12 protein-coding genes are annotated in these 12,735 nt (G+C 64.9%); 7 read left to right on the plus strand and 5 right to left on the minus strand.

What is annotated here, in order from left to right:
- The gene (locus CT676_RS19580) at window positions 1–855 is read right to left on the minus strand and encodes an enoyl-CoA hydratase (RefSeq protein WP_135215199.1); all 855 of its coding nucleotides are present in this window, start codon (window positions 853–855) and stop codon (window positions 1–3) included.
- A 171-nt stretch (window positions 856–1,026) separates the two neighbouring features.
- Between CT676_RS19580 and CT676_RS19585 the strand changes: the two genes are divergently transcribed.
- The 6 genes from CT676_RS19585 (at window position 1,027) to CT676_RS44120 (ending at window position 6,376) form a co-directional block, all read left to right on the plus strand.
- Window positions 1,027–1,635 (plus strand): LemA family protein, encoded by a 609-nt coding sequence (locus tag CT676_RS19585; RefSeq protein WP_063985447.1) that lies wholly within the window; start codon window positions 1,027–1,029, stop codon window positions 1,633–1,635.
- A gap of 138 nt (window positions 1,636–1,773) precedes the next feature.
- Window positions 1,774–2,670, plus strand: coding sequence for a YgcG family protein (locus CT676_RS19590; protein WP_085399813.1), 897 nt, complete (start codon window positions 1,774–1,776; stop codon window positions 2,668–2,670).
- Window positions 2,671–2,675: 5 nt separating this feature from the next.
- Entirely contained in the window at window positions 2,676–3,173 is a 498-nt protein-coding gene (locus CT676_RS19595; RefSeq protein ID WP_085399814.1) for a TPM domain-containing protein, read from the plus strand.
- Window positions 3,174–3,524: 351 nt separating this feature from the next.
- Window positions 3,525–4,484: a hypothetical protein gene (locus CT676_RS19600; protein ID WP_085399816.1), complete on the plus strand. Its 960-nt coding sequence runs from the start codon at window positions 3,525–3,527 to the stop codon at window positions 4,482–4,484.
- Between the two features lie 93 nt (window positions 4,485–4,577).
- Window positions 4,578–6,128, plus strand: a complete 1,551-nt coding sequence (locus CT676_RS19605; RefSeq protein WP_135215200.1) for a hypothetical protein — start codon at window positions 4,578–4,580, stop codon at window positions 6,126–6,128.
- Between the two features lie 80 nt (window positions 6,129–6,208).
- Window positions 6,209–6,376, plus strand: a complete 168-nt coding sequence (locus tag CT676_RS44120; protein ID WP_014492272.1) for a hypothetical protein — start codon at window positions 6,209–6,211, stop codon at window positions 6,374–6,376.
- Window positions 6,377–6,387: 11 nt separating this feature from the next.
- Here the strand turns inward: CT676_RS44120 and CT676_RS19610 are convergent, their stop codons facing one another.
- The 3 genes from CT676_RS19610 to putA all read right to left on the minus strand — a co-directional run bounded on the left by CT676_RS19610 (window position 6,388) and on the right by putA (window position 11,698).
- Window positions 6,388–7,035 carry a glutathione S-transferase family protein gene (locus CT676_RS19610; protein WP_085399818.1) on the minus strand — a complete coding sequence of 216 codons (648 nt, stop codon included), beginning with the start codon at window positions 7,033–7,035 and terminating at the stop codon, window positions 6,388–6,390.
- 341 nt (window positions 7,036–7,376) lie between these two features.
- A complete protein-coding gene (locus tag CT676_RS19615; protein ID WP_085399819.1) occupies window positions 7,377–8,582 on the minus strand; it encodes a CoA transferase in 1,206 nt (401 codons plus the stop codon).
- Window positions 8,583–8,698: 116 nt separating this feature from the next.
- On the minus strand, window positions 8,699–11,698 hold the full coding sequence (gene putA, locus CT676_RS19620; protein WP_135215201.1) for a bifunctional proline dehydrogenase/L-glutamate gamma-semialdehyde dehydrogenase PutA: 3,000 nt from the start codon (window positions 11,696–11,698) through the stop codon (window positions 8,699–8,701).
- Between the two features lie 114 nt (window positions 11,699–11,812).
- Here putA and CT676_RS19625 point away from each other — a divergent pair, with 114 nt between their 5' ends.
- Window positions 11,813–12,274, plus strand: a complete 462-nt coding sequence (locus tag CT676_RS19625) for an Lrp/AsnC ligand binding domain-containing protein (protein ID WP_038954741.1) — start codon at window positions 11,813–11,815, stop codon at window positions 12,272–12,274.
- Between the two features lie 170 nt (window positions 12,275–12,444).
- Here the strand turns inward: CT676_RS19625 and CT676_RS19630 are convergent, their stop codons facing one another.
- The gene (locus tag CT676_RS19630; protein ID WP_008134691.1) at window positions 12,445–12,645 is read right to left on the minus strand and encodes a cold-shock protein; all 201 of its coding nucleotides are present in this window, start codon (window positions 12,643–12,645) and stop codon (window positions 12,445–12,447) included.
- Window positions 12,646–12,735: the final 90 nt, after the last annotated feature.

Raw genomic sequence — 12,735 nt, forward strand, 5'->3', positions numbered from 1 at the left:
TTACTCCGCGGCCGCCGGCGGCTTGCGCACGGAGGGATGCAGTCCTGATGGATCGACCACCATGCCGAACTGCTGAAGGTTATGGGCGTGACAGAGCTGATGCAGCGCAAAGGCCTGGTCGATCGCGGCGGGCTGGCCCATCACATCGACCGAGCGATTCACGGCTTCCTTGGTCAGCTTCAGCGCGAAGGACGGCTTTGAGGCGATCCGGCGCGCCAGCTCCAGCACCGACGCTGAAAGCTCCGCGCGCGGCACGACCCGGTTGACCATGCCGAGCTGATGCGCCTCCTGCGCACTCCATGCGTCGGCGGTGAACAGGAATTCCTTGGCCTTGCGCGGGCCGAGCTCCCAGGGATGCACGAACCATTCGACCCCGCAGACGCCCATGGTCACCACGGGATCGCAGAACTGAGCATCGTCGCTGGCGACGATGAGGTCGCAGGCCCAGGCCAGCATCAACCCGCCGGCGATGCACTTGCCGTGCACCTCGGCAATGGTCGGCTTGGCCAGGTTGCGCCAGCGCCGCGTGATCTGGAGATATATTTCCTGCTCGCGCGCGAAGCGGCCATGCGCGTTCGCCTCCGCAAAGCCACCCCAATTTCCGATCGGCGGAAAATCGACGCCTGCGGCGTTCTTGCCGCCGGGGCGCAGATCGTGGCCCGATGAGAAATGCGGCCCGTTGCCGGCGAGGATGATGACCTTGAGCGCGTCGTCCTGCACCGCCTCGTCGAAGGCGGCGTTGAGGTCGTAGGTCATCTGCAGGTTCTGCGCGTTGCGCGCCTCGGGCCGGATCATCACGATCCGGGCAATCGCCGGCTCGGGCCTCTCCACGAGGATGGTCTCGAACGAGCTCATCGCGTTCCCCTTGGCGTTTCCGTTCTTGTTTTGCTCAAGTTGACTATGTCGGCCAGGGATAGGCAAGGGGCTTGCGTCAGGCGGTTGCTTTTCGCGCCGCCGGCACAAGATGTCTGGCACCGCGCGCGTTCAATCTGATAGTTTACGCCAGATTTCACCGGGAGGAATTTGATGCGCAAGATCCTGACCGTGCTGGCGGCTCTGGCCTCGCTGAGCCTGACCAATTGCGGCTACAACGCGATCCAGAGCGAGGACGAGCAGATCAAGGGCAACTGGTCCGAGGTCGTGAACCAGTATCAGCGCCGCGCCGATCTCGTGCCCAATCTCGTCAACTCGGTAAAGGGCTTTGCGCAGCAGGAGAAGGACGTGCTGCTCGGCGTCACTAATGCGCGCGCCAAGGTCGGCAGCATCCAGGCGACGCCTGAGGTGCTGAACGACCCCGCCGCCTTCCAGAAGTTCCAGGCCGCCCAGGGCGAGCTCTCCAGCGCGCTGTCACGTCTCTTGGTCGTCACCGAGAACTATCCGCAGCTCAAGTCCGATGCGCTGTTCAAGGATTTGATGTCGCAGCTCGAAGGCACCGAGAACCGCATCACGGTCGCGCGCAACCGCTACATCAAGGCGGTGCAGGACTATAACGTCACCATTCGCTCCTTCCCGAGCAACCTCACCGCAATGATGTTCGGCTACAAGGAGAAGCCGAATTTCGCGGTCGAGAACGAAAAGGAGATCTCGACCGCGCCGAAGGTCGATTTCAATCCGGCGCCTGCGCCGTCGAAGTAGCTGCGCGCCGTTTTGCGAATGCGCCCAGCCCCACCCACCGCCGTCATTCCCCGCGAAGGCGGGGAATCCAGTACGCCGCGGCTCCTCCGTAGTCCTCTGGCGTCTCTGGAATACTGGATCGCCCGGTCAAGCCGGGCGATGACAGCGAGGTTGTGGCAAGCGATAGCCGTATTCGTACTCCTCCTCGCATTCAATTTCCCCGCCCTTGCCGACGTCGCCATCCCGCAACTCACCGGTCGCGTGGTCGATCAGACCGGCACGCTGTCGAGCGGCGACATCGCCGCGTTGTCGCAAAAGCTGCGTGATTTCGAGACGCGCAAGGGCAGCCAAATCGCCGTCCTGATCGTGCCGACGACCCAGCCGGAGACGATCGAGCAGTTCTCGATCCGCGTCGCCGACGCCTGGAAGGTCGGCCGCAAGAAGGTGGACGACGGCGCGATCCTCATCGTCGCCAAGAACGACCGGCACTTGCGCATCGAGGTCGGCTACGGTCTCGAGGGCGCGCTCACCGACGTCACCTCGCGGCGGATCATCGACGAGATCATCACGCCGAAATTCAGGACGGGCGATTTCGCCGGCGGCATTACTGATGGCGTCGATCGCATGATCCGCGTGATCGACGGCGAGCCGCTGCCGGTGCCTTCGCCGACTGTGAATTTCGGCAATCTGGACGATATTGCGCCGCTGTTCATCGTGACGCTGTTCGCCTCGATCGGGGTTGGCGGCTTCTTCCGGGCCATGCTGGGCCGGCTGCTTGGCTCATTGGCGACCGGCGGCATCATCGCGGCGCTGACCTGGCTCATTCTCGGATCCTTCGCAATCGCGCTCGCGCTCGGAGCGCTGGGCTTCGTCATCGGCTTCATCGCCGATCTGTTTGCGGCGATGGCGCCAGCCACGAGATCGTCGCGCGGCGGCTCGTGGTCGAGCGGCTCCTCGGGAGGTGGCTGGAGCAGCGGCTCGTCGTCCAGCGACAGCGGCGGTTTCAGCGGCGGCGGTGGCAGTTTTGGCGGCGGCGGCGCCTCGGGGAGCTGGTAGCGGTCATGGGCATCAAGCGCATTGCCAGACATCTCGTGCAGCATCATTGGCGGGCGAAGCAAATCTTTCCGCCAAAGGTGCTCGCCCGCATCGAGCAGGCGATCAAGCAGGGTGAGAGCACGCATTCCGGCCAGGTCCGCTTCGTCGTCGAAGGCGCGCTCGACGGGCGACCGCTGATCCGCAACCAGCCGGCCCGCGAGCGCGCGCTCGACGTGTTTTCGCATCTGCGTATCTGGGACACCGCGCACAACAACGGCGTCCTGATCTATCTCCTGCTCGCCGATCGCGACGTCGAGATCGTGGCCGACCGCGGTATTCACGCGAAGGTCGGTGACGAGGGCTGGGAGAGCATCTGCCGCGCGATGGAGGCCGAGTTCGCCTCCGGCCAGTTCGAGCGCGGTGTGATCGGCGGCATCGCTGCGGTGTCGCGCGAGCTGGCGCGACATTTCCCACCGCAAGGCCCGCATGCGAACGAGCTGCCGGATGCGCCGGTGGTGATGTGACGGATAGTGATGTGGGCGGAGCGGTGACGTGAACGGAGTGGGCGCCGCCCACTCCGTCATTGCGAGGAGCTCTTGCGACGAAGCAATCCAGACTGCGGCCTTGGAAAGATTTTGGATTGCTTCGCTGCGCTCGCAATGACGGTGTGGAGGCAGCCATTCCGCGGCCGTTCATCTTCCCCCGCTTACAATTTGTTTCACGCCCGCCACACCGGTTCCACGTTCCCGGCCCAATTCGGCCCCGGATGACTTCCTAAAATTTCGGTAAGCGGGTCCCGAAGTAAGGATTTCGCAAGCAATGAAAGTTACCAAAAGGTCAATCCAGAGTGGAGTATTCGAACTGTGAGCGAACCAATGGCTGAGCAGGCTGCCCAGGATACGAGCGTCGTGGAAGCTTCGACCGCGCCGCAGGCCGTCGAGGCTGCCGGCATCGAGGCCCCCTCGATCGCCCCCGACCATGAGTCGCCGCCCAAGCCCGATCCAGTCAAGGCAGAGGCCCCGAAGGTCGAGCCGCCCCGGATCGAAGTGCCGAAGTTCGAGACCAAGCCGGAGCCGAAGCCCGGCAAGCTCATCGTCATGGCACCGTCGGAGCGCTCGTGGGAGCGCGAGGAGTTTGCCCCGCATGTGAAGGCGGACGAGTCGCGCGAGACCGGCGACAAGCGCCGCCTGTCGGCGATGGCCGCGGTGGTGGCGATTGCGGCCAGCGTCGGCGCCATCAGCGGCGCGCTCGCGACCGCCGGCATGATGCATTTCGCAGCCCCGGCCCCCGCGCCGGCGCAGGTCGCCGACACCAGCGCGCTGGAATCCTCGGTTGCCAGGATCGATGCCGATGTCGTCGCACTGAAGGCGAATGTCGAGCACACCTCCAAGACTGGCCTCAGCCAGTTCAATCGCGCCAATGACCGCCTCGACAAGCTCGAGAAGGCCCAGGCCGAGCCGATGGCCAAAATCGCAAAGCTGTCCGAGACCGTCGACAAGCTCCGCGCCACGCCGCCCGCGGCCCCCGCGCAGGCCGCGGCAGCCGCCGCGAAGGAGACCACCGGCTCGATCGCGCCGACCCAGGTTGCGACCGCCGCCGCCGCACCGGTTCCGGCCCCAGCCGCGCCCAAGACCGAGGTCGGCCGGTTGCCGACGATCGACGGCTGGGTGCTGCGCGACGTCGCCAATGGCGGCGCACTGATCGAGGGCCGCGGAGGCCTCTACGAGGTCTATGCCGGTGACCCGATCCCCGGAATTGGCCGCGTCGATGCGATCCGCCGTCAGGACGGCCGCTGGGTCGTCGTCACCAGCAAGGGCCTGATCGTCGCACGCTGAGCGTTCGATATCCGCTCTTCAAAGAGGCGCTTCACCACCATGTGAGGCGCCTTTTGACTTGAATAGGCCGGCTTACGCGGTGTTACTGAAGGCATGAGCCGCGCGTTGCGAATTCTCTTTGCTGCCGCCGTCTTGCTTGGCGGAACTGTTTCGCTTTTCGCAGCGGAGAACGCGCCGTTGACGCGCGGCACGGCGATCATCGATCCCGATCTGCTCCGCAAGCTCGACCAGAACGATTCGCTTACGATCTTGCGCCTGCTATGGCCGGAGCGGAACGCAAACGTTCCGCTGACGACCGATTTGCTGTTCTCGTCGCTGTCGCAGCTCAAGGGAATTCCACCCGCGATCGACGCGGAGTTCGACCACTACATCATCCGGCAGAAGGCGGCGTACCCGACCGAAACCATCGGCGTCGGCGAAGGCTTTGACGTGCAGCTGTTCGATCGGGCCAATCTCAAATCCCGCGACACCCGCTTCGTGCTGGCGGGCATCGTCAATCGCATGGACCGCGCCTATGTCTCGGAGGAGGCGTGCGGCGAGATCAGGCTGATTTATCGGCTGGTGCGTTTCGAGAGTAAGCCGGAAGGTGGCAAGACCGCGACGCGCCTGCCGATGACGTTCAATCTGGTGATGAAGGCACGCGATGCGCGCCAGACCGATGCGAACGGAAAGCCTGTTACCTGTGCCGAGGTCGCGCGGCGCTGGCTCGACAATGGCGACTGGCAGGGGCTGATCGGCGGCGGCATCTCTCCTTCCGACGCCATGCTCGATCGCATCGAGACCAATATCCAGATCTCGATCGCGCCGAAATCGGCATTGCACGATTTCCGTTCCGACTATCTGCTCAAGGTGTTCAAATATAACCCCGCGACGAAGACGTTCGAGGAATCGACGCTGGAGAACCAGATCGACCGCGACCGCATCCTCGCCGACAACGATCTTCGACGTGATTTCAAAGCCTGGCTGCTCGCGCCGGAAAATCTCCGCGAGTTCGATCGCGGCACAGTGCTGATCCCCGAGACATTCCTGGCCAAGGCCGCGGTGGTGCCGACGCCGGCGGGCCTTGACGCTTCGCCGTTGCAGCCGGAGTTCGGCATGGTGCAAGGGGAGGACAGGGACAGCAACAAGGGCGAGCCGGTCTTCACCGACAACGACGTGGTCGGCGCGCTGAAGCAGGCGGCGGCGCGTGGCATCGACATGCAGAACATCCGCTCGGTCGCGGGCTTCCAGCGCCGCCTCAACGACGTCACCTGCGCCGGCTGCCACCAGACCCGCGGCATCGGCGGCTTCCATTTTCCGGGCGTCGATTGGCTGGCGGACAAACCGTCGAACTCCACCATCGTGCCGGCCTCGCCGCATTTCTTCGGCGACCAGGTTCGCCGCCGCGACATCCTGACCGCATTCGCCGCGGGAAAACGCCCTGATTTCTCACGCGGATTTGCCAGCCGGCCGCAGACCCGCGGCAGCGGCGAGCTGGCCGGCACCGAATATCAGGATGGTTGGGGTGCCCATTGTGCCCTGCAAAATGCGGGATCGGGAACGCCGGATAAGAGTTTTACGTCATGGAGCTGTGCTAAAGGTCTCACCTGTCAGGCTGCCGCGGCATCGAGCCGCATCGGCATGTGCTTCATCAAGACGCGTTAGCGCGTGATCCGAAAAAGTGTGTAGCGGTTTTTCGAAAAGGTCACGCGCCAGATAAAACCAGCAACCGGTTTGGATGACCCATGACTGAGACCAGCGACGCCGACAAGGAGCGCAATCGCGAGATCGCGCGCAATGAGGAAGCCAAGCAGGTCACCGGCAGCATCCGCGTCAGCACCTGGGCGGTCGCGGTGGTCGTCATCGTCGGCGGGATTCTGTTCACGCTGGGCTGGCTGGCACTGCGGGGTTAGTGCCAGCGCCCTCACTTCGCGTAATTCGTCATCCGCTTGCCGGGCAAGAGTTCATAGGCCGGCTTCCAGCCGGGCAGGGTGGCCATGCGGCCGAGCCAGGCGTGGACGGCAGGATGGCTCGCCGCGAAATCAAAACCGTGCTCGTCGCTCGGATAGTGCAGGTAGGCCATCATCGAGATATCGGCGACCGTCGGCCTCGCCCCGATCGCAAAGGCATTGTGCTGGAGATGTCCGTCGAGAATGCCGAGGAAGTCCTCGAGCCGCCGGCGAAAATGCTTCAGCACCTGCGGATCGTTTTTCTCAGTGAACGCCCGCATGAAGCGATAGGTCGCCATGTAGCCGGTGAGCTTGTGGTTGTCCCAGAACAGCCAGCGCAGCAGCTCGAACTTCTCGTCCTCGGTCTCGGCACCGAAACGGCCGTACTGCCCGGCAAGCTTCAGCAGCAAGGGCGCGGTCTGTGTCATCTTCACGCCGTCGACCTCGAGCACGGGAATCTCGCCCATCGCGTTCACGGCCTTGCGCCATTCCGCCGTGCGCGTGACGCCACCACCGAAATCGGTCCACACCGGCTCGAACCTCTCGCCGCAAAGCGTCAGCATCAGCGCCAGCTTGTAGCTGTTGCCGGACTCCGGGAAGTAGTGCAGGCGATATTTGGGCATGAGGGCCTCACGAGACGCGATGTTGTCGTGAGTTTATAGCGAGATCGTCCCACGCCGTCATTGCGAGCGCAGCGAAGCAATCCAGCAATGCATCCGCGGTGGGATTCTGGATTGCTTCGCTGCGCTCGCAATGACGTCGTCTGTGACGACGAGCTACCTCCCCAACGTCGTCCCGGACAAGCGCGGCGAAGCGGAGCGCAGATCCGGGACCCATAACCACAGGAAGGTGTTTGGCGAAGACTCGGAGTTGGCAGCTCGTGTCACAACCACTCCCTGTGGTTATGGGTCCCGGGCTCGCGCCTTGCGCGCCCCGGGACGACAGGGGAGTTTGTGGCGCCGCCCTACCCCACCGCGCCTGACGACCGCAGCTGCTTGATTGCCTTCTCGTCGTATCCCGCCCCGCGCAAAATCTCGTCACTGTGCTCGCCGACGGCCGGCGGCTTGCGCGGCTGGACCTTCTTGGCGCCGTCGATCCAGATCGGGCTGGAGATGGTGAGCATGGTGTCGTTCTCGAACGGCACCAGCACCTCGTTGTCGAGCATCTGCTTGTCGTTGGGGATGTCGTCGAGAATGCCGACGATGCCGAACACCAGTCCGTTGCCGTCGAGGATCCTGCGCCACTCGGCGAGATCCCTGGTGGCAAACGTCTCGTCAAAAATCTTGATCAGCTCGACCGAGCGGGCGTGGCGGTCAGCCTTGGTGGCAAAGCGCGGATCGGTGATCAGGTCTTCGCGTCCCAGGCATTTGGCGAGCGTCGGAAACTGCTTCTCCTCGCTCAGCAGCGACAGGATCAGCCAGCGGCCGTCCTTGCACTGGTAGTGGTTGGCGACCGCATTCAGCGCGCGCTCGCGCGGCCGCCGCTCGGCGAACCTGGCGCCGCAGAGCTTGGCCTGCGCCAGCGTGCCCGCGGCCCACACCCCGTTCGCCATCAGATTGGAGGCGACATGCGAGCCCTTGCCGGTCTTCTCGCGCTGATACAGCGCGGTGACGATGGCGCCATAGAACGCCATGGCGCAGGGATGGTCGCCCATGCCGGCGACCGAGCGGGCCGGCGTCGTGTGGGTGTCGGCGCGGACGAGGTCCATCAGGCCGGAGCGCGCCCAATAGGCGTTGCTGTCGAAGCCGGGCTTGTTGGCCTCTTCGCCCTTCTCGCCATAGCCGGTGAACGAGGCGTAGATCAGCCGGTCGTTGAGATGGGCGAGGTGGTCATAGGTGATGCCGAGCTTGGCGCGCACCGGCGGCGGCATGTTGGTGATGAAGACGTCGGCCTCTTCGACCAGCTTGTAGAGCACGGCCTGCGCCTCCGGCTTAGAGAGGTCGAGCGCGATGCTCTTCTTGTTGCGGGCCTCCAGCAGCCAGGCGAAATTGTGCTCGCTGCTCGGATAGCCCGGAATGTTGGGCAGATTGCGGTAGGGGTCGCCGGCGCCGGGCGGCTCGATCTTGATGACGTCGGCGCCGAAATCCGACAGCACGGTCGCGGCCGCGGGCGCTGCGATGAAGCTCGCGCAGTCCAGAACCTTGAGCCCTGCAAAAATGCCCTTTTCCATCGCGGCGTAGCTCCCTCGCTCTTGTTGTTTCCCGCGCGCTGGAATTGGCGCAGATCAAGTCATGGCAGCATTAGACCGATGTTTCAGCGGGATGCAACGGCGCCAGGCGCAGGGCCTCACTCCTCCCCCGCAAGCAGCGCGGCATTGCCGCCGGCTGCCGCGGTGTTGATCGTCACGGTCTGCTCGGTCGCAAAGCGTGCGAGATAATGCGGGCCGCCCGCTTTCGGGCCGGTTCCGGACAGCCCGTTGCCGCCGAATGGCTGCACGCCGACCACGGCGCCGATCATGTTGCGGTTGACATAGATGTTGCCGACCTGCACGCGATCGATGATCGCCTCGATGGTGTCGTCGATCCGGGAGTGAATGCCGAGCGTGAGTCCATAGCCGCTGCGCTCGATCGCCTGCAGGACGCGGTCGAGGTTTTCCGCGCGATAGCGCACGACGTGCAGGATCGGTCCGAACACCTCCTCGGTGAGCTGGCCGGCGTCCTTGAGCTCGAAAATGTGCGGGGCGACGAAGCAGCCCTCGGGCGCAGTGCCGGCAAAGTGCAGCCGCGCCTCGCTCTTCATCCGCGCGATATGCGCATCGAGGCGCTGCTTGGCCTCGGCGTCGATCACCGGACCGACATGGGTCGCGACATCTGCGGGATCACCAATCCTGAGTTCGCGAGCAGCGCCCGCGATCATCTCGATCATGCGGTCGGCAACATCCTCCTGCACGAACAGCAGCCGCAGCGCCGAGCAGCGCTGGCCGGCGGAGCGGAAGGCCGAGGTCACGACGTCGTCGGCGACCTGCTCGGGCAGCGCGGTCGCATCCGCGATCATGGCGTTGATGCCGCCGGTCTCCGCGATCAGAGGCACGATGGGCCCGTCCTTGGCGGCGAGCGTCCGGTTGATCAGGCGCGCGACCTCGGTCGAGCCGGTGAAGACGACGCCGGCGATGTCGGCATGCGCGGTCAGCACGGCGCCGATGCGGCCGTCGCCGGTGACGAGATGCAGCGCGCTCTTGGGAATGCCGGCCTCGTGGAGCAGGGCTACGGCCTCGCGGGCGATGCGCGGCGTCTGCTCGGCCGGTTTTGCGACGACGCTGTTGCCGGCCATCAGCGCCGCCGTGACCTGGCCTAGGAAGATCGCCAGCGGAAAATTCCACGGCGAGATCGCGACGAAGGCGCCGCGCCCGCGCATGGCGAGCGCATTGCTCTCGCCGGTCGGGCCCGGCATGGCGGCATCAACGCCGAACAGCTTTCGACCCTGCGCGGCATAATAGCGGCAGAAGTCGGCGGCCTCGCGCAGCTCCGATAGCGCATCGTCCAGCGTCTTGCCGCCCTCGGCTTGCAGCAGCGCGATGAAATGGGCGCTCCGGCTCTCCAGAAGATGCGCGGCCTGCTCCAGTGCGGCCGCGCGCGTAGCCGCCGGCGTCCGGCTCCAGGCGGCAAAGCCGGCGCGCGCAGCAGTCACCGCCGCATTGGCTCGGTCCGGCGTTGCGTCGGCTATGGGCTTGAGGTCGGCTGCCTCGGCCTTCACGTCTGCCAGCAACCGGTCGAGGGCCGCGCGCGCGCCGAATTCGACGCCGCGCGAATTGCACCGCTCCGGCGCGAACAGATCGCCCGGCAGCGGAATTCTGGGATGGGCCGCCGCTTGCGGCCGGACGATGGCATCGGCCGGACGCTGCAACAGCGCCACAACCGGCACGCGATAGTCGGCCGCCTGCGCCACGAACGACGAGTTGGCGCCGTTCTCCAGCAGCCGCCGCACCAGATAGGCGAGCAGGTCGCGGTGGCTGCCGACCGGGGCATAGGTACGATAAGCGATGTCGGGGTGATCCTTGGCGAGCTGTTCATAAAGCGCCTCGCCCATGCCGTGCAGGCGCTGGAATTCGAAGCCGCCACCATCTTGCGCAAGCTCCAGCACGGTCGCGACCGTCAGCGCGTTGTGGGTGGCGAATTGCGGGAAGATGCGCGGCCGCAGACTCAAAAGCTTCGAAGCGCAGGCGACGTAGTTCAGATCCGTCATCGCCTTGCGCGTGAACACGGGATAGCCGTCCAGCCCGCGCTCCTGCGCGCGCTTGATCTCGGTGTCCCAATAGGCGCCCTTGACCAGCCGCACCATCAGCTGGCGGTCATGCGCGCGCGCCAGCGCGTCGACATAGTCGATCACGGCGCTCGCGCGCTTCTGATAGGCCTGGATCGCCAGCCCAAAGCCGTCCCAGCCGCTGAGCGAGGGGTCGGCGAGCGTCGCCGCGATCACGTCGAGCGACAGCTCCAGCCGGTCGGCTTCCTCGGCATCGACGGTGAAGTTCAGATCATGGGCCTTGGCGCGCTGCGCCAGATCGAGCAGCTGCGGCACCAGCTCGGCCATCACGCGCGCGCGGCTGATCGCCTCGAAGCGCGGATGCAGCGCCGACAGCTTGACCGAGATGCCGGGACGGTCGGGCAGGGGATGGTTGCCGGCCGCCTTGCCAATGGTCAGAATCGCGCTCGCATAGGCGTCGAAATAGCGCCTGGCGTCCGCCGCGGTGCGCGCGCCTTCGCCGAGCATGTCGAAGGAGTAGCGCGTCTTTTGACCGGAGCGCGGACGGCCTCGCTCCAGCGCCTGCTCGATGGTCTCGCCCAGCACGAAATGGTTGCCCATCAGCCGCATCGCCTGGCGCGTGGCGGTGCGCACCGCCGGCGCGCCCAGCCGCTTCACCAGCCGGCCGATGGTGCCGTCGGGCGTCTCGCCGGGCTGGATCACCCGCGCCGAGAGGCCGAGCGCCCAGGCCGAGGCGTTGACCAGGAAGGCGGTGGACTTGGTCTCGTGGTGGATGAAGTCACCCTCGCCGAGCTTGTCCTCGATGAACTGGTCGGCGGTGCGCGCGTCGGGCACGCGGAGCAGCGCCTCGGCTAGCACCATCAGGGCGAGCCCCTCCTTGGTCGAGAGCGCGAACTCCCGCAGCATGTCCTCGACACCGCCAAGCCGGTCGTCGCGCTTGCGGATCGCCTCGATCAGCCGCGTCGCGGTGCGGTCGATCCGCGCCTCCTGCGGCGGGCCGAGATGCGAAGCCGGCAAGAGCCGCGCGGCAATCTCGGCATCATCGGGCGCGTAGGGGGCGGTGAAGGGCGGCGGGATGTTCGGCATGGCGTGTCCTGTGGCTGAAATCCAGGATAAGGCCCGCTAGACCGTAGTTCGATAGACAAATTAGTCATTTTGCCTTAGGAAATGAAGATCATTGCTATATTGGCCACATAAAATATGGAACTCGATCGAATTGACCGGAAGATCCTCTCAATTCTGCAGCAGGACGGGCGCATCGCCAATGTCGAGCTCGCCGAGCGCATCGGGCTGTCGCCGACCTCGGTCGGCGAGCGGCTGAAGCGGTTGCAGCGGGAGGGCTTTGTCGAGGGCTACGGCGCGCGGCTCAATCCGCACCGGCTCGGCCTGGGTCTTCTGGTGTTCGTCGAGGTGCTGCTCGACAAGACCACGCCGGACAATTTCGAGCGGTTCGCGCGCGCGGTGAAACTCGCACCCGAGGTGCTGGAGTGTCACATGGTTGCAGGAGGCTTCGACTATCTTGTGAAGGCGCGGCTTGCGGACATGACCGCCTATCGACGCTTCCTCGGCGAGACGTTGCTGTCGATGCCGGGCGTGCGCGAGACGCGAACCTATGCGGTGATGGAAGAGATCAAGCGCGACGCACCATTGCCGGTGGACTAACGAAGGGCCGTCGCGATTGTCATTGCTGTGGCGTTGAACGAGCGGTCTTCGCGGGAAAATAGCTCTCCGTGTGCAATCGCAACGCCCGTCGTCGAATGCACTGGCCGTCTTCTAAAATTTTTTTGGCCCGGCTCCCGGACAGATCCGGGAGGCAGCAAAGGCTGCCGGGCTTATACTTTGAGGTTCTCTGCGGAGGTCTTGCCCCGGTTTGCGATCTCTTCGTATTCCACCGTCTGTCCTTCGTTCAGGGACGACAGACCGGCTTTCTGCACTGCCGAGATATGCACGAACACATCCTTGCCGCCCGACGCAGGCTGGATAAATCCATAACCCTTCGTCGGGTTGAACCACTTGACCGTACCTTTAGCCATCACGTCTTCTCCGCGGGTCTTCCTCCGAGATCTCGAACCGCCAGTCCCCGCCAACCGGCCGGTTCGGTCCTAACAGGATACGCGGAATGT

The organism is Bradyrhizobium sp. MOS001 (genome assembly GCF_004634465.1).
GTDB classification, from domain to species: domain Bacteria; phylum Pseudomonadota; class Alphaproteobacteria; order Rhizobiales; family Xanthobacteraceae; genus Bradyrhizobium; species Bradyrhizobium barranii.

Excerpts from the sequence above, each read along its gene's own strand:
- CT676_RS19580 (WP_135215199.1), bottom strand. The coding sequence starts at position 855 with ATGAGCTCGTTCGAGACCATCCTCGTGGAGAGGCCCGAGCCGGCGATT.
- CT676_RS19585 (WP_063985447.1), top strand. The coding sequence starts at position 1,027 with ATGCGCAAGATCCTGACCGTGCTGGCGGCTCTGGCCTCGCTGAGCCTG.
- CT676_RS19590 (WP_085399813.1), top strand. The coding sequence starts at position 1,774 with ATGACAGCGAGGTTGTGGCAAGCGATAGCCGTATTCGTACTCCTCCTC.
- CT676_RS19595 (WP_085399814.1), top strand. The coding sequence starts at position 2,676 with ATGGGCATCAAGCGCATTGCCAGACATCTCGTGCAGCATCATTGGCGG.
- CT676_RS19600 (WP_085399816.1), top strand. The coding sequence starts at position 3,525 with ATGGCTGAGCAGGCTGCCCAGGATACGAGCGTCGTGGAAGCTTCGACC.
- CT676_RS19605 (WP_135215200.1), top strand. The coding sequence starts at position 4,578 with ATGAGCCGCGCGTTGCGAATTCTCTTTGCTGCCGCCGTCTTGCTTGGC.
- CT676_RS44120 (WP_014492272.1), top strand. The coding sequence starts at position 6,209 with ATGACTGAGACCAGCGACGCCGACAAGGAGCGCAATCGCGAGATCGCG.
- CT676_RS19610 (WP_085399818.1), bottom strand. The coding sequence starts at position 7,035 with ATGCCCAAATATCGCCTGCACTACTTCCCGGAGTCCGGCAACAGCTAC.
- CT676_RS19615 (WP_085399819.1), bottom strand. The coding sequence starts at position 8,582 with ATGGAAAAGGGCATTTTTGCAGGGCTCAAGGTTCTGGACTGCGCGAGC.
- putA (WP_135215201.1), bottom strand. The coding sequence starts at position 11,698 with ATGCCGAACATCCCGCCGCCCTTCACCGCCCCCTACGCGCCCGATGAT.
- CT676_RS19625 (WP_038954741.1), top strand. The coding sequence starts at position 11,813 with ATGGAACTCGATCGAATTGACCGGAAGATCCTCTCAATTCTGCAGCAG.
- CT676_RS19630 (WP_008134691.1), bottom strand. The coding sequence starts at position 12,645 with ATGGCTAAAGGTACGGTCAAGTGGTTCAACCCGACGAAGGGTTATGGA.